The sequence below is a fragment of the Blastococcus sp. TF02A-30 genome (assembly GCF_003319185.1).
Taxonomy (GTDB): domain Bacteria; phylum Actinomycetota; class Actinomycetes; order Mycobacteriales; family Geodermatophilaceae; genus Blastococcus.
The window spans coordinates 633552-656304 of record NZ_QOHJ01000001.1 but is presented as its reverse complement, the minus strand read 5'-3'; the positions used below and the strand labels follow the sequence as shown (position 1 = coordinate 656304).

The window sequence follows — 22753 nt, the reverse complement described above, 5'->3', positions numbered from 1 at the left end:
ATCCTGCCTCAGGCGACGACCTCGCGCGGCGCCGGGACCGGCGGGTCCAGGGCCGCGCGGGCCGCGTGCACCGCCGCGGCGACGACCTCGCCGGCCTCGCGCAGCTGCGCGGGGGTGTGCGTGGCCATCACGGTGAGGCGCAGCACGCCCTTGCCGCGCGGCACGGCGGGGTAGGCGACGGCGTTGGTGTAGACGCCCTGGGCGAAGGCGGTCTTCCACGCCAGGCCGGTCACCTCGTCCGCGCCGGTGGGGACGGCGACGACCGCGCCCTCGCCGCTGATCGGCGCGGCACCGGCGTCGGCGAGCACCTGGCGCAGCAGCGCGCAGCCGTCCTGCAGGCGGGTGACCCGCTCCGGCTCGGCGCGCAGGATGCGCAGCGAGGCGAGGGCGGCCCCGACCGAGGCGGGGTCGTTCGCGGCGCTGAAGACGTAGGGCATCGCCGAGGCACGCATGCCGTCGGCCGCGGCGCGCGTGGTCATCACCGCGCCGCCGACGCTGGCCAGCGACTTGCTCAGCGCGATGGTGACGGCGTCGACCCGGTCGGCAATGCCCAGGGCCTCGCCGGCTCCGCGGCCGCCGGCGCCCAGCACCCCCAGGCCGTGCGCCTCGTCGACCACGAGCCGGGCGCCGTAGCGCTCGCACAGCTCGGTGATCGCCGCCAGCGGCGCGATCTCGCCGGTCATGGAGTAGACGCCGTCCACCACGACGACGGCGCCGGCGCGCTCGTCCAGCGCCTCGAGCCGCGCCACGAGCGCGTCGAGGTCGTTGTGCCGCCACCGCTGCACGGTGCCGCGGCTGGCCGCGGCGGCGGCGTGCAGGCTGGCGTGCACGTGCGCGTCGACCAGCAGGACGTCACCGGGCGCGCAGGCGGTGGACAGCAGCGCGACGTTGGCGTTGACCCCGCTGGAGGTGAGGACGGCGGCCTCGGTGCCGTAGAAGTCGGCGAGCTCCTCCTCCAGCTGCAGGTGCAGCCGGCTGGTGCCGTTGAGGACCCGGCTGCCCGAGGTGCTGGTGCCGTAGCGGTGCAGCGCGTCGGTGGCCGCCTCGGCCACCCGGGGGTCGCCGGCCAGGCCGAGGTAGTTGCCGGTGCCGAGGTTGATCCGCTCGACGCCGTCCGCGTAGCGGGTGACCGGCAGCGGCGCACCGCCGACCGGCACGGCCGCGGACGCGGAGCCCGGGTGCCGCGGGTCCCGCAGCAGGGCGGCGAGCGCGTTCTCGTGCAGCGGCGCGAACGGGTCGCGCCGGCCGCGCAGGCCTGCGGGCAGCTCGGGACGGGTGGCGGTCAGGCCGTCGGACACAGGTGGATCTCCCCCGGGGGTGCACGTCCCGGGCGGGGATCCCCTCCCCCGCGCGGTGACCCGGCCAGCCTGTGCGTTCGGTGACGGAGCGTCAACTGCCTGCTGGTCGTTCACCTGTCCGCGTGGTCGGATCCACCCGATCGCGGCGCCCCGGTAGCCAACGGAGCACCACGACGGTGGCGAGCGCGCTGGCCGCGGCGGTGCCGATCGCGGTGACGTGCATGGCCTGGACGAACGCCTCGCGCGCCGGTCCGACGATCCCGGCGGCGGCCTCGGCGGCCTCGGCGTCCCCGGACTCCTGCAGCCGCCGCACCACCTCGAGGGTGGCCACGATGGACTGCTCGGCCTGGTCCCGCACGCCCACCGGCAGCGCGTCGGTGGTGCGGCCCAGGGCCGAGGCGTAGGCGCCGGCCAGCAGCGACCCGAGGACGGCGACGCCCAGCGCACCGCCCACCTGCCGCACCGAGTTGTTCACCGCCGCCCCGGCGCCGGCCTTCTCGCGCGGGACCACCGACATGATCGACTCGGTGGACGGCGCCATGACCATGCCCATCCCCAGGCCCTGCACGAGCAGGACGGCCAGCACCAGCCACACGGCGGTGCCGACGCCGAGGAGCTGGATGCCGAGGAACGACAGCCCGATCAGCACGAAGCCGGTGGCCACGACGGCCTTGGCGCCGAACCGCTCGGCCAGCCGGGAGCTGCGCGGCGCCATCACGGCCATGCCGACCGCCGTGGGGATGAGCGAGGCACCGCTCTGCAGCGGGCTGTAGCCGAGCACGCCCTGCAGGTAGTAGACGAGGTAGAAGGTCGCGCCGAGCAGCGCGAAGAAGTTCAGGCCCAGCGCCGCGGCCGCGGCGGAGAAGGCCGGGTTGCGGAACAGCCCGACGTCGAGCGCCGGGTGCTCGGACCGGCGCTGCAGCCAGACGAACAGCACCATGAGGACGGCGCCACCCAGCAGCGGCACCAGCACGCCGGGGGTCAGCCAGCCCCCGCCCTCGCCGCCGCGGATGATGCCGTAGACAAGCCCCGCGAGCGCGACGATCGAGAGCAGCACCCCCGGGACGTCGAGCTTGCCCGGCTGCGGGTCGCGCGACTCGGGCACGACGGCGAGGACGCCGACGACGCCGAGGGCGGCGACCGGGACGCCGACGAGGAACACCGCGCCCCACCAGAAGTGCTCGAGGACCGCGCCGCCGGCCAGCGGGCCGCCGGCGACGGCGATGCCGGCCGTACCGGCCCAGACGCCGATCGCCCGCCCGCGCTCGCCGGGCGGGAAGACGTTGGTGATCACGGCGAGGGTGGTCGGCTGCACGGCGGCGCCGCCGATGCCCATGACCGCCCGCCAGACGATGAGCTCGACGGGGCTGCTGCTGAAGGCGGCGAGCACCGAGCCCAGGGCGAAGACGGTCAGGCCGATGAGCAGGACGCGCCGGCGGCCGATCCGGTCGCCGATGACGCCCCAGGAGAACAGCAGCCCGGCGAACACGAGGATGTAGGCGTCGACGGCCCACTGCAGCTCGCCCTGGGTGGCGTCGAGCTCGCGCTGGAGGGTGGGGAGGGCGACGTTGAGGATCGTGTTGCCCATGATCACCACGAGCAGGCAGACCGTCATCGTGGCGAGGACCCACCACCGGCGGGCGTAGCCGGGAGGGGCGTCCGCGGCCTGCTGGGTGTCCGTCGCCGTCACTCCCCGGGCGTGCGGTCCGCCGGCCGGCGGGTGGGGTCGGCGAAGGCGGCGAACGCCTCGAGGTTGCGCAGCGACTCCCCCCGCTTGACCCGCCACTCCCACTCACGGCGGATCGAGGTGCCGAAACCGATCTCCAGCATGGTGTTGAAGTGGTCGTCGGCGTAGGTCAGGACCGAGCCGAGGATGCGGTCGAGCTCCTCGGGCGTGACCGCGGCGTGCGGCAGCCGGCCGGTGAGGTAGACGTCGCCCACGCTGTCGATGGAGTACGCGACGCCGTACATGCGGGCGTTGTGCTGCAGCAGGAACGTCCACAGCTGCTCGCGGTTCTCGTCGGGCTGGCGGCAGACGAAGGCCTCCACCCGGAGCGCGTGCTCGCCGACGACCAGCCCGCAGACGGTCTTCAGCTTCTTGGTGCCCGGCAGGTCGACGACCCAGGTCCCCGGCCGCGGGTGCTCGTGGACCAGCTCGCCCTCGCGCAGGGTCTGCCCGATGACGGCGTCGAGCTCCTCGATGGTGCTCACCGGGCGACCTGGATCTCGGGCAGGAGGCGCAGCAGGCGCTCGCGAGCCGGGCGCGCGGGGGCGGCGACCATGTCCCTGGCGGCCGCGGCGTAGGCCTCGACCAGCGCGTCGGCGGTGCGGTCCCAGGAGAAGAGGCCGGCGTGCCGGCGCGCCCCGGCGGCGAGCAGCTCGCGGCGGGCCAGGACGGCGCGCACCGCGGCGGCGTAGTCGGCGGGGTCGTGGCCGGCCACGAGGACGCCGGAGACGCCGTGCCGCACCGCCGTCGGCAACCCGCCCACGGCGGCGGCCACCACGGGGGTGCCGCAGGCCTGCGACTCCAGCGCCACCAGCCCGAAGGACTCGTTGTGGCTGGGCACGACGGTGACGTCGGCGGTCCGGTAGTGCTCGGCCAGCCGCTCGGGCGGCTGCGGCGGGAAGAAGTGGACGACGTCGGCGATGCCGAGGTCGCCGGCCAGCTTCTGCAGCTGCTCGGGCGCCTCGAGGCCGGAGCCGCTGGGCGCGCCGACGACGTGGACGCGCAGCCGGTCGCGCAGCGCCGGGTCGCCGGCGACCATCTCCGCCGCGGCGTGCAGCAGGACGTCGGGCGCCTTGAGCGGCTGGATCCGGCCGACGAAGAGCAGCACGAGGGCGTCGTCGGGGGTGCCGGTGGCGCGGCGGGCGGCGGTGCGGGCGCCGGGGGTGAACCGGTCGAGGTCCACGCCCGGGGGGACGACGAGCGTGCGCGCCGGGTCCGCGCCGTACAGGCGGACAAGCTGGCGGGCCTCCTCGTCGGTGTTCGCGATCAGCCGGTCGGCCTCGGCGACGACCTGCTCCTCGCCGATGACCCGGGAGCGGGGCTCGGGCCGGTCGCCGGCGGCCAGCGCCTCGTTCTTGACCTTGGCCAGGGTGTGCGCGGTGTGGATCAGCGGCACGCTCCACCGGTCACGGGCGAGGTACCCGACCTGGCCGGAGAGCCAGTAGTGGGAGTGGACGACGTCGTAGAAGCCCGGCTCGTGCTGGGCCTCCTCGCGCAGCACGGCGGCGGTGAAGGCGCACAGCTGTGCGGGCAGCTCCTCCTTGCCGAGGCCCTCGAACGGGCCGGCGCTGACGTGCCGGACGGTGACACCCGGGGACATCTCCACGACCGGCGGCAGGTCGCTGGAGGTGGCGCGGGTGAAGACGTCGACGGCGATGCCGCGCTCGGCCAGGCGGCGCGACGTCTCGACGATGTACACGTTCATCCCGCCGGCGTCACCGGCGCCGGGCTGGTCCAGCGGGCTGGTGTGCACCGACAGCGTGGCCACGCGACGGGGCGTGCCGGAGCGGGAGGTGCGGCGAGCGGGCACGTGCGTCCTCCCGCTCTGTGGTCTCCCGGATCGGGCGCGGATGCGCACCCCTGTCGGTCTTCCATCCTGCATCAGCTGCAGGATGGCCACATGTCAGGTGCCTCACCTCTTCCCCCGCTCGGGTACCGCGCGCTGCCGGGGACCGGCCGCACCGCCGTCGTCACCGGGGCCTCCAGCGGCATCGGGGCGGCCACCGCCGCCCGGCTGGCCGCCGAGGGGTTCGACGTCGTCCTCGGTGCCCGCCGGCTGGACCGGCTGGAGCAGCTGGCCGCGTCGATCGGCGGGCGCGCGCTGCCCCTGGACGTCACCGACCCGGCGTCGGTCGAGGCGTTCACCGGTGCCCTGCACCGGGTGGACGTGCTGGTCAACAACGCGGGCGGGGCGTTCGACGCGCTCCCCGTGGCCGAGGCGGACCTGGGCTCGTGGGCGCGCACCTACGAGGTGAACGTGCTCGGGACCGTGCGGCTGACCAAGGCCCTGCTGCCGGCGCTGATCGCCTCGGGCGCGGGCGACGTGCTGTTCGTCGGCTCGACGGCCGGGCTCATCTCCTACGAGGGCGGGGCGTCCTACACCGCCGCCAAGCACGGGGTCCACACGCTGGCCGAGACGATGCGGCTGGAGCTCGTGGCGGAGCCGGTGCGCGTGATCGAGATCGCGCCGGGCATGGTCCGCACCGAGGAGTTCTCGGCCAACCGGCTCGGCTCGGCCGTGGCCGCGGAGGCGGTGTACCGCGGGGTGCGCGAGCCGCTCGTCGCCGAGGACGTCGCCGACTGCATCGCCTGGGCGCTGACCCGGCCGCACCACGTGAACGTGGACCTGCTCGTCGTGCGCCCCCGCGCCCAGGCCGCGCAGCACAAGGTCCACCGGGAGTAGGAGGACCCGCCCGTCACCAGGGGCGGACGGCGGTCGGCTCTCGCTCGAGGGTCACGCCGAAGCGCTCCCGCACCGTGGCGACGATCCGGTCGCTGAAGGCGAGCAGCTCGGCGGCGGTGGCGCCGGGTTCCGTGGTCAGCGCCAGGCTGTGCCGCGGCGAGGTGCCCACGCGCCCGTCGCGGGTGCCGCGGCCGAAGCCGGCGTGCTGCACCAGCCAGGCGGCGCTGAGCTTGACGTGCCCCTCGCCCGCCGGCCAGCTCGGGCACCCCTCGACCGCGCGGTCGAGCGGGACGATCGGGTTGGTGAAGAACGAGCCGGCGCTGCGGGTGTCGGGGTCGGCCGGGTCCCAGACCATGCCCTTGCCGCGCCGCAGCCCCAGCACCGCCTCGCGGACGTCGGCCAGCGGCGCGGTCGCGCCGACGTCGACGCCGAGGGTCCGGGCCAGCTCCGCGTAGCCGACCGGACGCGACAGCGGTCCGGGGTGCAGCCGGAACGCGACCTCCAGGACGACGTAGCGGCCCGGTTCCCGCTTGAGCCGGCTGTCGCGGTAGGCGAACCCGCAGTCCTCCGGTGCGAGCACGAGGTCGACCTTCTCGGCCCGGTCGTACACGCGGACGGCGGTGATGGTCTGCGCGACCTCCTGCCCGTACGCACCGACGTTCTGCACCGGCGTGGCCCCGGTGGAGCCGGGGATGCCCGACAGCGCCTCGATCCCGGCCAGCCCCTCGGCGACGGTGTGCGCGACCAGCTCGTCCCAGTCGTGCCCGGCCTGCACGGTGAGCACCGAACCGTCGCGGTCGATCCCGGTGGACCGCACCAGGACGACGTCGCCGGGCCAGCCCTCGTCGGGGGCGATGACGTTGGAGCCGCCGCCCAGCAGGAGCAACGGCCGGCCGGCCTCGTCGGCGTCGCGCACCGCGGCCACCAGCTCGTCGGCCGTCGTCACCTCGACCAGCCGCTCCGCCGGACCCCCGACACCCAGCGTGGTGAGGCCGGCCAGAGGGACGTCGGATCGCACGTGCACGCACCGACGGTAGCCGGGACTACCCTCCACACCGGTGAGCGAGGCGAGCGGCGACCACAAGCGGCGGGCCTCGCTGTCCCCTCAGCCGGGTCGCGCGAAGAAGGCGCCGCGCCTGGCCGCCGGTCGGGCGCGCGCGCTCGGGCTCCCCACGCGCGGCACGACGAACGCCAACCGGCTGCGCCGCGTGGACCGCTGGCTGCTCGCCACGCAGGTGCCCCGGCTGCGCGACTCTGCCCGTCCGCTGGTGGTGGACCTCGGCTACGGCGCGTCCGCGGTCACCACGCTGGAGCTGGTCGAGCGGCTCGGCCCGGAGGTCGACGGGCTCGAGGTCGTCGGCCTGGAGATCGACCCGGCCCGCGTGGCCGCCGTCGCCGAGGACCGCGATCCACCGCGGGTGGACTTCCGCGTGGGCGGCTTCGAGCTCGCCGGCCTGCAGCCGGTGCTGGTGCGGGCCTTCAACGTGCTGCGCCAGTACGACGAGGAGTCCGCCGCACGGGCGTGGGACACCATGCGCGGCGCCCTGGCCCCGGGCGGCCTGATCGTGGAGGGCACCTGCGACGAGTGGGGCCGCCGGTCGGCGTGGGTGGCGCTCGACGAGGACGGGCCCCTCACGCTGACGCTCTCGGTGCGGGTCACCGACATCAGCACACCGTCGGACCTGGCCGAGCGGCTGCCCAAGGCGCTGATCCACCACAACGTGCCGGGGCAGCCGGTGCACGACTTCCTGCGGGCGTTCGACGCGACGTGGGCGGCGGCGGCCGGCATGTCGGCCTTCGGCCCCCGCCAGCGGTGGGTGGCGGCCGTGGAGGCGCTGGCCGAGCAGGGCTGGCCGCTGGTCGGGTCGAGCCGCCGGTGGCGGCACGGCGAGGTCACGGTGCGCTGGTCGGCGGTCGCCCCGGCCTGACGAGCGGCGGCCGGCCCGCCGTCACCTGGCACGATGGACGGCGATGAGGATCCCCCCAGGACCGACCGCCGTCACCGGCGGCACCGCCGAGCTCCTGGGCGACGCCGATCGGGACGGCGCGTGGATCCTGATGCTCAACGGGACCCCGCAGTCGCACGTCGACCTCGACGACCCCGCGCACCTGGAGTTCGAGTACGTCCGCCGGATGGGGCACGTCCTCGACCTGGCGGCCGCCCCCGGGGCACCCCTCGACGTCGTCCACCTCGGCGGGGGCGCCCTCACGCTGCCGCGCTACGTCGCCACCACCCGCCCCGGCTCCCGCCAGCGGGTCGTGGAGATCGACCAGCCGCTCACCGATCTGGTCCGCGAGCACCTGCCGCTCCCCCGCGACGCCCGCGTCCGCGTGCGGGCCGGCGACGCCCGCGACGCCCTCGGCACGCTGCGGGATGACAGCGCCGACGTCGTCCTCACCGACGTCTTCGCCGGCGCCCGCACCCCCGCCCACCTCACCACCGTCGAGTTCGCGGCGGACGTGGCCCGGGTGCTGCGGGCCGGCGGCGTCTACGCCGCCAACGTCGCCGACGGACCGCCGCTGCGCTTCGCCCGCGGCCAGGTCGCCACCCTGCGCACCGCGTTCCGGCACGTCTGCCTGCTGGCCGAGCCCGGCACCCTGCGCGGTCGCCGCTTCGGCAACCTCGTCGCCGTCGCCTCGGACGCCGAGCTGCCGATCGCAGAGCTGACCCGCGCCTGCGCCCGGGACCCGATGCCGTCGCGGGTCGTCGAGGGCGAGGACCTCGACCGCTTCGTCGGCCGCGCCCAGCCGGTGCACGACGCCGAGGCCGAGCCCTCGCCGGAACCGCCGGCCGGCGTCTTCAGCTGACGCGTACCGCCTGGTTGGCGGACGGCGGCCGGCTGCATGGAAGGCGTGCTCGGCTCACCAGCTGTTGCCGCGGCGCAGCCCCCGCACCGCCGGCCGCACGTCGACCAGGTAGACCACCGCGGCGATCACCGCCGGCAGACCGAGCAGCGACAGCGGCATCTGCGTCACGAAGATGACCACCGCGGCCAGACCGGTGATGGCGGCCCAGCCGGGCTTGGTCAGCTTCCCGGCGGCCACGTACCCGGCGGCCGGCCGGATCAGCGCGTCGACGAAGGCCCAGACCGTCAGGGCCTGCGCTGCCCAGTACAGGAGGCTGTAGACCAGACCGTCGAACTCCGCCATGGCGGCGAGGGTACCCGCGCCCGACCGCGGGGCCCGGCCCGCCGACCCGTTCGGGGCAGGGACGGCACAGGGCCCCGGAGCGCTGCTCGCAGCTCCGGGGCCCTGGTCCGTGCGTCCGCCGGCGTGCGCCGGCGGGCGGTGTCAGCTGTCGCGCTTGGCCGGCACCGCGGTCGGGTCGCTCGGCTTGGCCGCGCGGGCGCGGGACACGCGCGCCGAGGTCGACTTGGCCGGGGCCTTCTTGGCAGCCGGGCTGCTCTTCTTGGCCGGGGCCTTCTTGGCGGCCTTCGGCGTCTCGGCGGCCTCGAGGTCGGCCTTCGCGGTGTCGGCGGCATCCTCGACCTTCTCCTCGGCCTTGGCCGCGACCTTGCTCGCCTTGGCGGCGGTCTTCTGCGCGATCGAGGTGACCTCGTTGGAGGCCTCGGTCACCGCCTCGGCGGTCTCCTCCAGCACGTCCTCGAGACGGTCCTCGACGGCGTCGACGGCCCGCTCGGCGCGACGGACGACCCGGCGGAAGGCCGGCTGCCGGCGCAGGTCCTCGACGACCTCGGCACCGCGCCCGGCCAGCGTCTCGACGGTCGCGACGGCCTGGGTGCGGGCGGTCTCGACCAGCCCGACGACGGTGCTGCGCAGGGCGTCCGGACGCACGGCCTCGGCCAGCTGCTGGGCGGTGCTGCGAGCGGAGCCGGCGGCCTCGTTGGCCCGGGCACGCGCGGTCTCGGCGGCCTCGGTGGCCCGGGTCCGGGCCTCCTTCACCGCGAGGTCGGCCTGCACCTGCGCCTCGCCCGGCAGCGCCTCGGCGGTGCTGCGGAACTGCGCCACGGCGGTGCGGGCGCGCTCGACGGCCAGGTCACCGGCGCCGACGAGGGCCAGGATCGGGGTGCGGGCGTGCTCGGCGATCGTGCGGCCCTGGGCCACGGCGAGCTCGCCGTACTGCTTCACGGTCTGGGTGGGGGTCATGCCGACTCCTTCGAAGGGTGGGGGGACTGCTCGGACGCGGCCTGGGAAGTGGCCTCGGAGGCCGTGCTGGCGCGGTGCTCGCGGACGTAGGTCTCGTAGAGCTCCAGGAGCACGGCCCTGTGCCGCTCGGACAACGCCTCGTCCGAGCGGATCGCCGCCACGGTGTCCGGGTTCCCGGACCGCCGGTCGAGGATCCCCGCCTGCTCGTAGAGCGTCTCGGCCGAGATCTTCAGGCCCCGGGCGATCGACGCGAGGATCTCCGCTGACGGCTTGCGGAGGCCCCGCTCCACCTGGGACAGGTAGGGGTTGCTGACGCCGGCGCTGCGGGCCAGCTCACGCAGGGACACCTGGGCGGCGTTGCGCTGCTCGCGGATGAACTCGCCGACCTGCGAGCTGACCGCCGAGACGTTGGTGGCCGAGGCGCTCTTCGCACCCGCGACCGACCCGGCGACCGAGCCCGCCACGCTGCCGGCGACGCGGTCCACCGTCGAGCGGACCGTGCTCACCTGCTCGCGGACGAACTCACCTGGTGTCTGCACGTCTCCGACGGTAGCCCCGGGTGCTAGCAACTGCAAGCGGTGCAGCTAGCACCGGGCGGTGAAGACCGTCACACGGAAAGGCCGAGGTCAGAGGGTTTGCAGCGCTCCTGACGCCCGGGCGGCGCCCACCACCCCGTCGCCCCCGGTCACCGGCGTCTGCAACCACGGTGCGAGGGCTTCGGCGTCCACGCCCAGCCGGCGCAACCCCGCCGAGAGCGCGGGCCCGCGACCGCGGTCCCCGCCGTCGTCGAGCTTGAGGGCCACCGCACCGGCGCCGGGGACGGCGGCGACGTGCACCCCGTCCGCGCCGCCCTTGACCAGCAGGCCCGGGACGGCGCGCATGAGCTCGGTGTCCTCGCGGCCGGTCCCCGCCACCGACCAGGGGTGGGCGCGCATCGCGTCGGCCACCGCGCGGTCGGGCGATCCCTCCGGGGCGTGCACCAGCGACAGGACGCCCCGCGCCAGACCGGTGAGCGACAGGGCGTGCTGCGGGGCGCCGCACCCGTCGACGACGACGGCGCTCACCGGCTCTCCGGCCGCCTCGCCCAGCCGGGCCTCGATCGCCTGCTGCAGCGGGTGCGCCCGCTCGAGGTAGCCCCGGGTCGGGTAGCCGGCGGCCACGCAGGCCGCGAGCATCCCCGCGTGCTTGCCCGAGCAGTTCATCGCCAGCCGCTCCGGCGCCCGTCCCTCGACCAGCCAGGCGGCGCGGGTCGGCTCGTGCTGCGGCAGCGCCGGTGGGCAGCCCAGGTCGTCGGGCGTCAGCCCCGCGGCGGCGAGGATCCCCGCCGCCAGGTCCCGGTGGCCGTCCTCGCCGCCGTGCGAGCCGGCGGCGATGGCCAGCTCGTCAGCGGACCGCGGCGTCCACCCGGCGGCGAGCAACGCCGTGGCCTGCACGGGCTTGTTCGACGACCGCGGCAGGACCGGCCGGTCGACCGCCCCCGCGGCGAACGTGACGGCGCCGGCGGCGTCCAGGACGACCAGCGACCCGCGGTGCACCGACTCGAGGAACCCCGACCGCTCGACCTCGACCAGGACCGGCGACGGGACGGTGCTGGAACGGCCCTGCTGCAGCCCCCCGCGCCGAGCCTGCGAGGCGTGGGGGGCAGCAGGGTCCGTCATCGGCCTTCGTCGGCGAGCAGGGCGGCGACGTCGGCCTCGCCGTCGCGGTAGCGCCGGCCGAGCTCGGCTGCGAGGCCGTCCATCACCTGCTGCACCCCGCGGCGCCGCTCCGACAGCCCGCTCTCCGCCTCGGCCAGCGCCTTGGCGGCCTTCTCCAGCTTGGCGTCGGTGAGCTCGGTGATCGCCGAGAGGTCGACGCCCGGCGTCAGCGAGGTCACCCACGACTCGTACTCGTCGGGGTTGGCCGGCTGCACCGTCTGGTGCCGGCCCAGGCCGTGGGCGGGGCCGCGGCCCTTCTCCGACAGGATCTCGGGCAGCAGGTCGACCAGCGAGCGACCGTCGTGCTCGGCCCGCCGCTGCAGCTCGCGGCGCACGATGTCCAGCCGGCCCTGCAGCAGCCGCCGGGTGTAGGAGAGGTTGACCTCCTCCTGCTCGGCCTGGCGGCGCAGCCGCCGCACGTCGGCCATCGGCCGGTTCGTCGCCTCGGTCAGGAAGGCCGGGTCGAGCAGCGCGTCGACGGCGGCGCCACCGGCGGGGGTCGGCTTCGGGCTCATGAGTTCTCCATCGGCTTGATCCCCAACATGCTTCGGGCGTCGTCGGTGCTCATCGGCGGGCGCTGGGCGATGCGGGCCAGCCCGGCGGCGCGGGCGACCAGCTGGGCGTTGTCGCGCACCGGCTCGCCGGGAGCGTAGGTCAGCGTGTCCTCCATGCCCACCCGCAGGTGACCACCGGCCGACAGCGCCGCCAGCATCACCGGCAGCGAGGTCCGGCCCACCCCGGTCGCCGCGAACGTGGCGCCGGCGGGCAGGAAGGGCAGGCAGGCGGTGAGCGCCTGCGCCGTCCCCGGCATGCCGCCCGGCACGCCCATGACCAGGTCGACGTGCACGTGCCCGCCGTGCGGCGGGCCGTACCGGTCGAGCAGCCGCTTCAGCGTGGCCAGCTGGCCGAGGTCGAACACCTCGTACTCGGGCACGATGCCGCGCTCCTGCATCCGGGTGTGCAGCTCGACGATCAGCCCCCACGGGTTCGAGAAGACGTCGTCGCCGAAGTTCACCGTGCCCAGCGAGAGCGAGGCGGCGTCCGGCTCGGCGTCCAGGACGGCCAGCCGGGCGTCGAAGGGGTCGGTCACCGCCCCGCCGGTGGAGAGCTGGACGACGAGATCGGTGGTCTCGCGCACCGCTGCGACGACCTCGCGCACCCGCGGCAGGTCGAGCGTCGGGCGCGTGTCGGTGCCGCGCACGTGCAGGTGGATCACCGCGGCACCCAGCGCCCGGCAGTCCCGCGCCGTCGCCACGACCTCCTCCACGGTCACCGGCAGCGCCGGTACGTCGGCCTTCGCCGATTCGGCCCCCGTGGGGGCGACCGTGAGGAGAGTGCCGGACGTCACCGCCCGATCGTCGCAGACCGGACCGCCTTCACCCGCTCACGGGCGGCCGCCACCGTGTCGTCGGGCCCGGCGGGCGCGTCGTCGGGATCGATCGCAGCCACCGCCTCGGCCACCTTCAGCTCCGCGTCCATCGCGACCGACTGCTTGACCAGCGCCAGCGCCACCGCGCCGAGCTCGTGGTGCCGGACCACCGTGCCCACCCGGCCCACCTCGCGGGTGCCGGCCAGCACCGGCGTGCCGGGAGCGGGCAGCTCCTCGCTCAGGCCGTCCAGGTGCAGGAGCACCAGCCGGCGCGGCGGGCGGCCCAGGTTGTGCACCCGCGCCACCGTCTCCTGACCGCGGTAGCACCCCTTGTCCAGGTGCACGGCGGTGGTGAGCCACTCCAGCTCGTTGGGGATGGTGCGGTGGTCGCTGTCGACGCCGAGCCGCGGACGCCGGGCCTCCACCCGCAGCGCGTCGTACGCCTGCACGCCGGCCAACCGCGCGCCGAGGCGGTCGGCCACCGCACCGACCTGGTCGCGCGGGACGACGAGGTCGAACACCGGGGCGCCGTCGCCGATCGCCGGCATCCGGCGGACGAAGCCCGTCTCCAGCGGTGCGACGGCGTACGGGGCATCCGGGGCGGGCAGGTCCGCGGCGGCGAGGACGCCGGCGGCCTCGGGCCCGACCAGCGACAGCACCGCCCAGCCGTCGGTGACGAGCTGCGGCTCGACGCGGAGCATGAAGCGCATCCGCTCCAGGTAGGTCAGCAGCCCCGCGCCCGTGCCCGGCTCGACGTCGATCCACGTCGTGCCGGCGAGCTCGGCGAGGACCAGGTGGTGCTCCACGTGCCCGTTCGGCGACAGCACCAGGGCCTCGCTGCCGGTCGCGTCGCCCAGCCGCTCCAGGTGCTGGCTGGTGATGGTGTGCAGCCAGCCGAGCCGGTCGGCGCCGGGGACCACGAGCACGTCGCGGTCGCCGCGGTCGACCAGGCCCGCGCGCTCGGCCAGCAGCCGCTGCTCGGGCAGCGGGTCGCCGTAATGAGCGGCGACCACGCCGCCCTCGACGGCGACGGCGCCGGGGCGGGACAGCAGGGGTGAGGTCATGACGGGTGCTCCGATCCGGTTCGTTCGCGGCAGGCGCGGCACGTCCCGGACAGCGCCACGTGGCCCACGTCCACGGTGAAACCCAGATCGGCGGCGAGACGTTCCGCGGCCGCGTCGAGCAGGTCGGGAGCGGCCGAGGCGATCTCCCCGCACGAGGCGCAGACGACGTGCAGGTGCGGGTGCTCGGCGGCGTGGTACACCGGCGCCCCCTTGCCCAGGTGGGTGTGCCACACCAGGCCGAGCCGGTCCAGCAGCTCCAGCGTCCGGTAGACCGTCGAGGTGTCGGGCGCGGCGCCGTCCGGCCCGGCCTCCTCGCGCAACCGGGCGCCGATGACCTCCGGCGTGGCGTGCTCCAGGGCCATCACGGCCTCCAGCACCCGCCGGCGCTGGGGGGTCAGGCGCAGCCCGCGCGCCCGCAGCCGCTCGGCCAGCGGCGCGGCGGCGTCCTCTCCATGCTCGGAACCCACGGGAGCAGCCTATTCCGGGCGTGCGGCAGGCTGACCGGCGTGAGCGAACTGCGTGCGGTGGCCGTGTGGCGCGACGGCGCCGCGGCCCGCGTCTCCCCTCTCGAGCCCGTGCTGAGCGCCTTCGACCAGGGCCTGGTCCGCGGCGACGGCGTCTTCGAGTCCGTGGCGGTGCTCGACGGCGGCACCCCCCACCTGGCTCCGCACCTGGCCCGGCTGTCCCGCTCGGCCGGGCTGCTCGACCTGGCCGATCCCGGCGAGCCGGTCTGGCGGGCGCTGCTGGACGCGGTGCTCGCGAGCTGGGACGCCGGGACCGAGGGCGTCGTCCGCCTGCTCCTCACCCGGGGGCTCGGCGAGGGGGAGCCCCCGACCGCGGTCGCCCTGCTCGCCCCCGTTCCCGCGGAGACGCTCCGGCAGCGGCAGACCGGCGTCAGCGCGGTCAGCCTGTCGCTGGGTGTGCCGGCGGACTTCCGCGCCACCGCCCCCTGGTTGCTGGGCGGCGCGAAGACGCTCTCCTACGCCGTCAACATGGCCGCCTACCGGCACGCGCACCGCCTCGGCGCCGACGACGTCGTCTTCACCTCGCTGGAGGGCCGGGTGCTCGAGGGCCCGACGTCGACGGTCGTGTGGGCGGCCGGCGGCACGCTGCACACCCCGCCGGTGGAGACCGGGATCCTGCCCGGCACCACGCAGGCCCGGCTGTTCGCCCGTGCGCAGGCCGACGGGTGGCCGACGGCGGTCACCCCCGGGACCGTCGACGACCTGCACGCCGCCGACGCCGTCTGGCTGGTGTCGGGGGTCCGCGGCGCCGCCGCGGTGCACACCCTCGACGGCCGGGTCCGTGGCGACGGCGGGCTCACCGCCCGGGTGCAGGAGCTGCTCGCCCGGTAACCTGGGCGGAGGTGCGCCGGGAAGTCTGGTCGGCAGTCGATCCGCCGACCCCTGGAGCCGCCCCGTGACCAATGCCTCCCCCCGCCTCCTCGGCCGCGGCTCGTGGACCGAGGCCAGCCGGATCGCCTCCGTGCTCCGGCGCGAGACGGTGGGCGGCGCGCTCCTCCTCGTCGCTGCGCTGGTCGCCCTGGTCTGGGCCAACTCCCCCTGGGGCGAGGCCTACGAGACGCTGCGCGACACCCGCGTGGGGCCGGCGTCGCTGCACCTGGACCTGACGCTGGGCACCTGGGCGGCCGACGGGCTGCTCGCGATCTTCTTCTTCGTCGCCGGTCTGGAGCTGAAGCGGGAGTTCGTCGCCGGCGACCTCCGCGATCCGCGCCGCGCCGCGCTGCCGGTCGCCGCGGCGATCGGCGGCATGGCCGTCCCGGCCCTGCTCTTCGTGCTGTTCAACCTCGGCGGCGCCGACGGCGCACTGCGCGGGTGGGCCATCCCGTCGGCCACCGACATCGCCTTCGCCCTCGCCGTCCTCGCGGTGATCAGCACCCACCTGCCGAGCGCGCTGCGGACGTTCCTGCTCACCCTGGCCGTGGTCGACGACCTGCTGGCCATCGTCGTGATCGCGATCTTCTACACGTCCGACCTCTCCCCGGTGCACCTGCTGCTCTCGCTGGTGCCCCTGGCGGTGTTCGGGTTCCTGGTGCAGAAGCGGGTCCGCTCGTGGTGGCTGCTGCTCCCGCTCGCGGCGGTCACCTGGGTGCTCATGCACGAGTCCGGCGTGCACGCGACGGTCGCGGGCGTGCTCCTGGCCTTCACCGTGCCGGTGGCGCGCAGCGAGGCCGCCGGCGGGCCGGACGCCGGGCCGGGCCTGGCCGAGCACTTCGAGCACCGGCTGCGGCCGCTGTCGGCCGGCGTCGCCGTCCCGGTGTTCGCCTTCTTCTCCGCCGGCGTCGCCGTCGGCGGTCTGTCCGGCCTCGGCGCGTCCCTGGGCGACAGCATCGCCATCGGGATCATCGTCGGCCTCGTGGCCGGCAAGGCGATCGGCATCACCGCGGCCACGTACCTCGTCTCCCGGTTCACGCGGGCCGAGCTCGACGAGAACCTGGGGTGGGCCGATGTCGTCGGGCTGGCGCTCCTCGGCGGCATCGGCTTCACCGTCTCGCTGCTGATCACCGAGCTCGCCTACGGGGCCGAGAGCGAGAGCTACGAGCACGCGAAGGTCGGCATCCTGGCCGGCACCCTCCTGGCCGCCGCGCTGGCGACGGTGGTCCTGCGGCTGCGCAACCGGGTCTACCGGCAGATGGCCCTCGAGGAGACCTCCGACGTCGACCGCGACGGCATCCCGGACGCCTGGGACACCGTCGACGACCGCGCCGCGCACGACCCCGACTGGCGGGGCGCGCCGCCGCCGGGACGCACGGTCGGGCCGTCCGCTGACGGCTGAAAATCTGCGTTGCCGACCCGCTCCGGATCGACGTACCGTCGTCGTACACGAGAGAGGAGGTGGTCCGTAACTTTGCTGAGCTACAGGACTCGTGAGGTGGCTGTCCGCTAGCCGCCGTCCAGATGGGCCGCCCGCTCGGACTCGCGTCCGGGCGACGGCAGTTCGCCCGTCCGTCGTACGGCGGCGAGCGAGAACCGGACAGTCACCCGACCCCCGGGCCGCCGACATTTGTCCAGTCGGCCCGCGTGCAGCTCCCTCTCCGGAGGTCAGCGCCGCGGAGCAGCCCGGGGGTTGTCCGTTCTCCGGGTAACTTCCTCCCCGTGCACCTCGGCGGGCTCCCGGTCCAGACCGACGTCTCCCCCGGTGTCTGGATCTCGTCCGGACGGCGCCGCGGCGAGCCCGGCACCGTCGCCGCCCTCGTGCCGGCCGTGTTCGAGGGCTACGCCCGGGTCCTGCACCCGGCGGTGCGGTACGCCGGCGACGACGACGTCGAGGTGCCCTGGGCCGAGGTGGCCAGGCACAACGGCACCCTGGCCCACCCGCTGGCGCAGTGGTCCGCGCTCACCCGCGGCCCCGTCGACAGCCAGCCACCGGTCTGGGACGACGGCCCGAGCGAGGGACACCTGCCGGTGCCCGTGGCCGGCCGGCTGGCCGCCGTCCTCGCCCGGCACACCGGGACCCCGGGCGACTGCCTCTTCGGGCGCTGGCACGGCTTCGGCTACGACCTCCCCGACCCGGACCACCCGCCCCGGCTGCTGCTGAAGGGCGGCCACGACGTGGTCGTGGTGCGTGGCACCGTCGCCGACGCCGTCCGCAACCTCGCCCCGGAGCCGCACGAGCAGAGCGCGAACCTCTGGTGGCCGGCCGACCGCGCCTGGTGCGTGGTCACCGACATCGACCTGCGCAGCAGCTACGTCGGCGGCAGCGCGGCCTGCATCGCCGAGCTGCTCGCGACCCCGGGGGTCGAGGCCGTCCCGGCCGAGCCGGGCGACCCGGTCGCGGCCGACCCGGTCGACCCCGCTCCGCGTCCCGCCTAGAGGGCCGCCAGCTCCGCCTCCAGGTCGTCGAGGCCCAGCGACCCCTGCGACAGCGCGGCCATGTGCCAGGCCTTGAGGTCGAAGCCGGCGCCGCGGTTGCGCCGCGCCGCCTCGCGGCCGGCCAGCCACGACCGCTCGCCCAGCTTGTAGCCGATGGCCTGGCCCGGCAGGCCCAGGTAGCGCACCAGCTCGCTGTCGAGGAAGGCGACCTCGGCCCCGGAGTGCTCGCCCAGGAAGGCCCGGGCCAGCTCCGGCGTCCACGGCTGCCCGCGGTGCTCGGCCAGGGCGCCCTCCGCGTCGTCGGGAACCGGCAGCCCGAGGTGCATGCCGATGTCGATGACCACGCGGACCGCACGCAGCTGCTGCGCGTCGAGGAAGCCCAGCCGCTCGCCGGGGTCGCCGAAGTAGCCCAGCTCGTCCATCAGCCGCTCCGCGTACAGCGCCCAGCCCTCCGCGTTGGCGCTGACCATGCCGACCGCCGTCTGGTACGTCGACAGCTGCGGCGCGACGTGCACCCACTGGGCCAGCTGCAGGTGGTGGCCGGGAACGCCCTCGTGGTACCAGATCGACACCAGGTCCCAGAGCGGGAACCGGGTGCGGCCCTGGGTGGGCAGCCAGGTGCGCCCGGGGCGGGAGAAGTCCTGCGACGGCCGCGTGTAGTACGGCGCCGCGGCGCTGCCCGGCGGGGCGATCATCGCCTCGACCCGCTTCACCGGCTCGGCCAGGTCGAAGTGCGTGCCGTCCAGCTCGGCGATGGCGTCGTCCATCATCTGCTGCAGCCGCTCCCGGATCGCCTCGACGCCTTCGACGGCGGGGCCGTTCGTGGCCAGCCAGCGCATGGCTTCCAGGGGCGTGGCACCGGGGCGCACCTTCTCCGCCTCGACCCGCTGCTCGGCCAGGATGCGCCGGTGCTCGGCCCAGCCGTAGGCGTAGGCCTCCTCCAGGCCGTCGCCCGCGCCGAGGTCCGAGCCGGTCCAGCGCCGCACGGCCGCGGCGTAGCGCTCCCGGCCCACGGCGTCGGGCACGCCCTCGGTGCGAGGGCCGTAGACGTCGCGCAGGTGGTCGCGCATCTCCGCCACCGCGGCGTCGGCGGCCTCCGCCGCCGCGCGCAGCTCCGCCTGCAGCGCCTCCGGCCCGGTTGCGACGAACGTGGCGAAGTAGGGGCCGGCGAGCCACTCGTCGAGCTGCTCCACGACCGTGCGCACCTGGCGCGGGGCCACCAGGAGGTCGCGGCGCGCCGCCTCCTCCAGCGTCTCGCGGTAGCCGCGGTAGGCCTCGGGCACCCGGGCCAGCCGGCGGGCGAGGACGGACCAGTCCTGCTCGGTGGCGGCCGGCATCATGCTGAACACCTGGCGGACCGAGTGCACCGGGCTGAACAGGTTGTTCAGCGTGCGGAACGGCTCGCCGGCGGCGTGCGCGTCCAGCTCGGCGGTCAGCCGCTCGCGCAGCAGCCGGGCGCAGCGCCGCTCCACGGCGTCGTCCTCGAGCGCGGGGTCGGCGGCGAGCACCCGGTCGAGCTCGGCCACCGTCTCCCGCGCCAGGGCGGCCTCGGCCTCGATGCCGCCCGGCGAGAGGTCGGGCAGCCGGTCGTCGCCGGGGCGGATGCCCAGGCCGGTGGCCAGGATCGGGTCGAGATCGGCGGCCTTCTCGACGTAGGCGTCGGCGACCTGGCGGGGGGTGGCGGGGGTGGTCATCGCAGACGCTCCAGACGGGCGGACATGATCGGGCTCAGCGGGGACCCGCCGGTGGCGCGGTCGACGGCGTACATCAGCGCGCCCTCGACGATGCCGTAGAGCCGGACGGCCCGGGTCACGTCCGGGGCGTCGGGCGTGCGGGCCACGACGTCGGTGGCCAGCTCCCAGCTCGTCGTCGTCCGGGCCTGGCCCACGTAGATCTCGACGAGGCCCTCCGGGTTGGCCACGAGCAGCTCGACGTCGTCGCCGCTGCCCGGCCGCCAGAAGCCGCTCTCCCGCGCATCGGGGCCGACGATCTGCCCGTCGTCGGTCAGCCGCCAGGTGCGCGACTCGTAGGCGAGGAACCCGCGGCCGTCGTGGCTGAACCGGATCCACTGCCCGAACCGGTGGTCCCCGCCGGCGCCGGCGGCCTGCCCCTCCCCGTGCCACTCCCCCAGCAGCGGCAGGACCGACAGCAGCGCGTCGTCGACCTCCGGACCGCTGCGGACGTCGGCGGTGTCGGGGACCGGGAGCTCGGTCTCCCCGCTCATCGCCGGGCCGCCTTCGGCCGGGCGGTCGGGCGGCGCGCCAGCCGGACGGCGCCGTAGCCGCACGCGAGCGCGACTCCCGCCGCCAGGGTGACCAGGACCCAGGCAGAAACCATGGGCCCCACGGTAGTGACGACGCCGCCGCAGGCCCCAGGCGGTTCCCGCGGGCGCTCCCGCCGGGACGACGAGGTGCCGGGGGCGGGAGCCACGCTCGAGCGGCCGGGCATCGTCCAGCGGCCCGGCAGCGACCCGCACCTATGCTCACCAGGGTTCGCGGGACCCCGTGCCGTCCGGGTCCGCTCCCCGGAGGAGGTGCGCGTGCGGACACCCGAAGAACAGCTCGCACGCGCGCTCGCCCGCTACGAGTGGGTCCTCGCCAACGTCGCCGACGGGATCTACGGCCTCGACACCGAGGGGCGCGTGGAGTTCGTGAACCCGTCGGCCGCCCGCATCACCGGTTACGAGCCCTCCGAGCAGCGCGGCACCGACCAGCACACCCTGCTGCACCACACCCGCCCGGACGGCTCCCCGTACCCGCGCGAGGAGTGCCCCGTCTGGCTCGCCATCCGGAGCGGCCGGACCGTCGTCGCGGACGACGAGGTGTTCTGGCGCAAGGACGGCACCCCGGTTCCCGTCGAGCTGGTCGCCGTCCCCACCGTGGAGAACGCGGAGGTGACCGGCGTGATCGTCTCGTTCCGCGACCTGACCGAGCGGCGCGCCGCCGCCGCGCAGGCAGCCGAGCTCGACCGGCTGGCCCGCGAGGCCGCCGCCTCGCGCGCGCTGTCCGACCGGTTGCAGCAGGCGCTGCTCACCCCGCCGCCGGAGCCCGACCACCTCCACGTCGTCGTCCGGTACCTGCCCGCCGGCCACCAGGCCCAGGTGGGCGGCGACTGGTACGACGCCTTCCTGCAGCCCGACGGCGCCACCGTGCTCGCGATCGGTGACGTCGTCGGCCACGGCAGCGACGCCGCGGCCGCGATGGGGCAGCTGCGCGGGATCCTCCGCGCCCTGGCCTACGACAACGACGAGACGCCGGCGGCGACGCTGGGCCGCACGGACCGGGCGGCGCACGGGCTGGCCGTCCGGTCGCTGGCCACGGCGATCCTCGCCCGCGTCGAGCGGCACCCCGACGTGCCCGTGGCCGGCCGCAGGGTGGTCCGCTGGAGCAACGCCGGCCACGTCGCCCCGGTGCTGCTCGCCCCCGACGGCACGTCGCACGTGCTGCAGACCATGCCGGACCTGATGCTCGGCGTCGAACCGTCGGCCCCCCGCCGCGACCACACCGTCGAGCTGGACTCCGACCACACGCTGCTGCTGGTCACCGACGGCCTCGTCGAGCGGCGTGGTTCCGATCTCGACGAGGGCATGGCGCGCCTGCAGGAGGCGCTCCGCGACCTGGGCGGGACCCCGCTGGAGGAGCTGCTCGACACGGTGCTGGAGCGTCTGGTCCCGCGGGCGGGGGAGGACGACGTCGCCGTCGTCGCCGTGCGCGCCTACCCCGAGGACCGTCCCCGCCCCCCGGAAGCGGGCCCGAACGTGCTGCCGCCCCGCATCGGCTGACGAACGGCAGCGCCCGCCCCGGCGGGTGCCGGGACGGGCGCTGGTGAGTTGCCTCTCAGGCGATGACGATCGTCGTCTCGTTCAGACCGGTCTCGGCCTCGAGGACGCGCTCGCCCTTGCCCACGGGTGCCAGGGAGCGGACCTTCCACGGCCCGGGGGCCGCGAAGAACCGGAACTCACCCTCGGGGCTGGTGACGACCTCGGCGGTGAACTCGTCGGTGCTGTCCAGCAGCCGGACGTAGGCTCCGGCGACCGGGGCGCCGTCGTGCCAGACCTGGCCCTGGATGACCGTCTGCGTGGTCAGGTCGACGCCGGCGAGCGCGCCGCCCTGCTTCGGGGCTCCGCACATGTCAGCTCACTTCTCGATCGGGACGCCGACGAGCGAGCCGTACTCGACCCAGCTGCCGTCGTAGTTCTTGACGTTCTTCTTGCCGAGCAGCTCCTGCAGCACGAACCAGGTGTGGCTGGAGCGCTCGCCGATCCGGCAGTAGGCGATCGTCTCCTTGGAGTCGTCGAAGCCCTGCTCGGCGTAGAGCTCGGTCAGCTCCTCGTCGCTCTTGAAGGTGCCGTCCTCGTTGGCCGCCTTGCTCCACGGGATGTTGATCGCGGTCGGGACGTGACCGGCCCGCTGCGACTGCTCCTGCGGCAGGTGGGCGGGGGCGAGGATCTTGCCGGAGAACTCGTCGGGCGAGCGGACGTCGACGATGTTCTTCGTGCCGATCGCGGCCACGACCTCGTCGCGGAAGGCGCGGATCGACAGGTCCGGCTCGCCGGCCGAGTACTGGGTGGCCGGGCGCTCGACCACGTCCTTGGACAGCGGGCGGCCGTCCAGCTCCCACTTCTTGCGGCCGCCGTCGATCAGCTTGACGCTCCGGTGGCCGTAGATCTTGAAGTACCAGTAGGCGTAGGCGGCGAACCAGTTGTTGTTGCCGCCGTAGAGGACGACGGTGTCGTCGTTGCTGATGCCCTTGGCCGACAGCAGCGCCTCGAAGGCTGCCTTGTCCAGGTAGTCGCGGCGCAGCGGGTCCTGCAGGTCCTTCTTCCAGTCCAGCTTGACGGCGCCCTCGATGTGGCCGCCGTCGTAGGCGCTGGTGTCCTCGTCGACCTCGACGAAGACGATGCCGGGCCGGCCGATGTTCTCCTGGGCCCAGTCGGCGGTGACGAGCACGTCGGTGCGGCTCATGGTGGTTCCTCC

The 22753-nt window shown here is 75.4% G+C and carries 24 protein-coding genes; 7 read left to right on the top strand and 17 right to left on the bottom strand.

From position 1 onward, the window contains the following. Positions 1-8 precede the first annotated feature (8 nt). From DQ241_RS03130 to mshA, 4 genes are all read right to left on the bottom strand, one after another. Positions 9-1298 carry an aminotransferase class I/II-fold pyridoxal phosphate-dependent enzyme gene (locus tag DQ241_RS03130; RefSeq protein ID WP_158545864.1) on the bottom strand — a complete coding sequence of 430 codons (1290 nt, stop codon included), beginning with the start codon at positions 1296-1298 and terminating at the stop codon, positions 9-11. Positions 1299-1389: 91 nt separating this feature from the next. After that, the gene (locus tag DQ241_RS03125; protein WP_199584019.1) at positions 1390-2988 is read right to left on the bottom strand and encodes an MFS transporter; all 1599 of its coding nucleotides are present in this window, start codon (positions 2986-2988) and stop codon (positions 1390-1392) included. Then, positions 2985-3509 (bottom strand): YbjN domain-containing protein, encoded by a 525-nt coding sequence (locus DQ241_RS03120; RefSeq protein WP_113828654.1) that lies wholly within the window; start codon positions 3507-3509, stop codon positions 2985-2987. Before DQ241_RS03120 ends, DQ241_RS03125 begins: the two co-directional genes overlap by 4 nt. Beyond that, positions 3506-4834: a D-inositol-3-phosphate glycosyltransferase gene (mshA, locus tag DQ241_RS03115; RefSeq protein ID WP_233492172.1), complete on the bottom strand. Its 1329-nt coding sequence runs from the start codon at positions 4832-4834 to the stop codon at positions 3506-3508. Before mshA ends, DQ241_RS03120 begins: the two co-directional genes overlap by 4 nt. Positions 4835-4924: 90 nt before the next feature. Between mshA and DQ241_RS03110 the strand changes: the two genes are divergently transcribed. Then, positions 4925-5707 (top strand): SDR family oxidoreductase, encoded by a 783-nt coding sequence (locus tag DQ241_RS03110; protein ID WP_113828653.1) that lies wholly within the window; start codon positions 4925-4927, stop codon positions 5705-5707. A gap of 13 nt (positions 5708-5720) precedes the next feature. On the opposite strand, the gene DQ241_RS03105 is transcribed toward DQ241_RS03110, so the two are convergent. Beyond that, the gene (locus DQ241_RS03105; RefSeq protein ID WP_113828652.1) at positions 5721-6731 is read right to left on the bottom strand and encodes a UDP-N-acetylmuramate dehydrogenase; all 1011 of its coding nucleotides are present in this window, start codon (positions 6729-6731) and stop codon (positions 5721-5723) included. A 34-nt stretch (positions 6732-6765) separates the two neighbouring features. Between DQ241_RS03105 and DQ241_RS03100 the strand changes: the two genes are divergently transcribed. Together DQ241_RS03100 and DQ241_RS03095 are read left to right on the top strand one after the other, a co-directional pair. After that, positions 6766-7635, top strand: a complete 870-nt coding sequence (locus DQ241_RS03100) for a class I SAM-dependent methyltransferase (RefSeq protein WP_199584018.1) — start codon at positions 6766-6768, stop codon at positions 7633-7635. Between the two features lie 43 nt (positions 7636-7678). Continuing rightward, positions 7679-8515, top strand: a complete 837-nt coding sequence (locus tag DQ241_RS03095; protein ID WP_113828651.1) for a spermidine synthase — start codon at positions 7679-7681, stop codon at positions 8513-8515. A 54-nt stretch (positions 8516-8569) separates the two neighbouring features. Here DQ241_RS03095 and DQ241_RS03090 read toward each other — a convergent pair whose 3' ends face one another. The 8 genes from DQ241_RS03090 to DQ241_RS03055 all read right to left on the bottom strand — a co-directional run bounded on the left by DQ241_RS03090 (position 8570) and on the right by DQ241_RS03055 (position 14411). Next, entirely contained in the window at positions 8570-8857 is a 288-nt protein-coding gene (locus DQ241_RS03090) for a DUF2516 family protein (RefSeq protein WP_113828650.1), read from the bottom strand. A 141-nt stretch (positions 8858-8998) separates the two neighbouring features. Then, positions 8999-9814: a hypothetical protein gene (locus DQ241_RS03085; protein ID WP_113828649.1), complete on the bottom strand. Its 816-nt coding sequence runs from the start codon at positions 9812-9814 to the stop codon at positions 8999-9001. Beyond that, entirely contained in the window at positions 9811-10353 is a 543-nt protein-coding gene (locus tag DQ241_RS03080; protein WP_113828648.1) for a helix-turn-helix domain-containing protein, read from the bottom strand. The genes DQ241_RS03085 and DQ241_RS03080 overlap by 4 nt, the downstream gene beginning before the upstream one ends. An 87-nt stretch (positions 10354-10440) precedes the next feature. Beyond that, entirely contained in the window at positions 10441-11472 is a 1032-nt protein-coding gene (locus DQ241_RS03075; protein ID WP_113828647.1) for an asparaginase, read from the bottom strand. Then, on the bottom strand, positions 11469-12026 hold the full coding sequence (locus tag DQ241_RS03070; RefSeq protein WP_113828646.1) for an aerial mycelium formation protein: 558 nt from the start codon (positions 12024-12026) through the stop codon (positions 11469-11471). The genes DQ241_RS03075 and DQ241_RS03070 overlap by 4 nt, the downstream gene beginning before the upstream one ends. Continuing rightward, positions 12023-12859, bottom strand: a complete 837-nt coding sequence (locus tag DQ241_RS03065; protein WP_113828645.1) for a 3-keto-5-aminohexanoate cleavage protein — start codon at positions 12857-12859, stop codon at positions 12023-12025. The genes DQ241_RS03070 and DQ241_RS03065 overlap by 4 nt, the downstream gene beginning before the upstream one ends. Beyond that, positions 12856-13944, bottom strand: coding sequence for a folate-binding protein YgfZ (locus tag DQ241_RS03060; RefSeq protein ID WP_113828644.1), 1089 nt, complete (start codon positions 13942-13944; stop codon positions 12856-12858). Before DQ241_RS03060 ends, DQ241_RS03065 begins: the two co-directional genes overlap by 4 nt. Beyond that, entirely contained in the window at positions 13941-14411 is a 471-nt protein-coding gene (locus DQ241_RS03055; RefSeq protein ID WP_113828643.1) for a Fur family transcriptional regulator, read from the bottom strand. Before DQ241_RS03055 ends, DQ241_RS03060 begins: the two co-directional genes overlap by 4 nt. Positions 14412-14450: 39 nt before the next feature. On the opposite strand from DQ241_RS03055, the gene DQ241_RS03050 reads away from it, so the two are divergent. From DQ241_RS03050 to DQ241_RS03040, 3 genes are all read left to right on the top strand, one after another. Further along, positions 14451-15299, top strand: a complete 849-nt coding sequence (locus DQ241_RS03050; RefSeq protein WP_113828642.1) for an aminotransferase class IV — start codon at positions 14451-14453, stop codon at positions 15297-15299. Between the two features lie 64 nt (positions 15300-15363). Further along, positions 15364-16740: a Na+/H+ antiporter NhaA gene (nhaA, locus tag DQ241_RS03045; RefSeq protein ID WP_113828641.1), complete on the top strand. Its 1377-nt coding sequence runs from the start codon at positions 15364-15366 to the stop codon at positions 16738-16740. Positions 16741-17060: 320 nt separating this feature from the next. Then, complete coding sequence (locus DQ241_RS03040; RefSeq protein WP_113828640.1) at positions 17061-17777, top strand: hypothetical protein; 717 nt, start codon at positions 17061-17063, stop codon at positions 17775-17777. Here the strand turns inward: DQ241_RS03040 and DQ241_RS03035 are convergent. Together DQ241_RS03035 and DQ241_RS03030 are read right to left on the bottom strand one after the other, a co-directional pair. Continuing rightward, positions 17774-19471 carry a DUF885 domain-containing protein gene (locus DQ241_RS03035; protein WP_113828639.1) on the bottom strand — a complete coding sequence of 566 codons (1698 nt, stop codon included), beginning with the start codon at positions 19469-19471 and terminating at the stop codon, positions 17774-17776. The two genes, DQ241_RS03040 and DQ241_RS03035, sit on opposite strands and share 4 nt — an antisense overlap. Continuing rightward, on the bottom strand, positions 19468-20001 hold the full coding sequence (locus tag DQ241_RS03030; RefSeq protein WP_113828638.1) for an FABP family protein: 534 nt from the start codon (positions 19999-20001) through the stop codon (positions 19468-19470). Before DQ241_RS03030 ends, DQ241_RS03035 begins: the two co-directional genes overlap by 4 nt. Positions 20002-20316: 315 nt before the next feature. Here DQ241_RS03030 and DQ241_RS03025 point away from each other — a divergent pair, with 315 nt between their 5' ends. Further along, positions 20317-21558, top strand: coding sequence for a PP2C family protein-serine/threonine phosphatase (locus DQ241_RS03025; RefSeq protein ID WP_233492171.1), 1242 nt, complete (start codon positions 20317-20319; stop codon positions 21556-21558). Between the two features lie 55 nt (positions 21559-21613). Here the strand turns inward: DQ241_RS03025 and DQ241_RS03020 are convergent, their stop codons facing one another. Further along, entirely contained in the window at positions 21614-21907 is a 294-nt protein-coding gene (locus tag DQ241_RS03020) for a DUF1416 domain-containing protein (protein WP_113828636.1), read from the bottom strand. A gap of 6 nt (positions 21908-21913) precedes the next feature. Further along, complete coding sequence (locus DQ241_RS03015; RefSeq protein ID WP_113828635.1) at positions 21914-22741, bottom strand: sulfurtransferase; 828 nt, start codon at positions 22739-22741, stop codon at positions 21914-21916. Between the last annotated feature and the right edge of the window lie 12 nt (positions 22742-22753).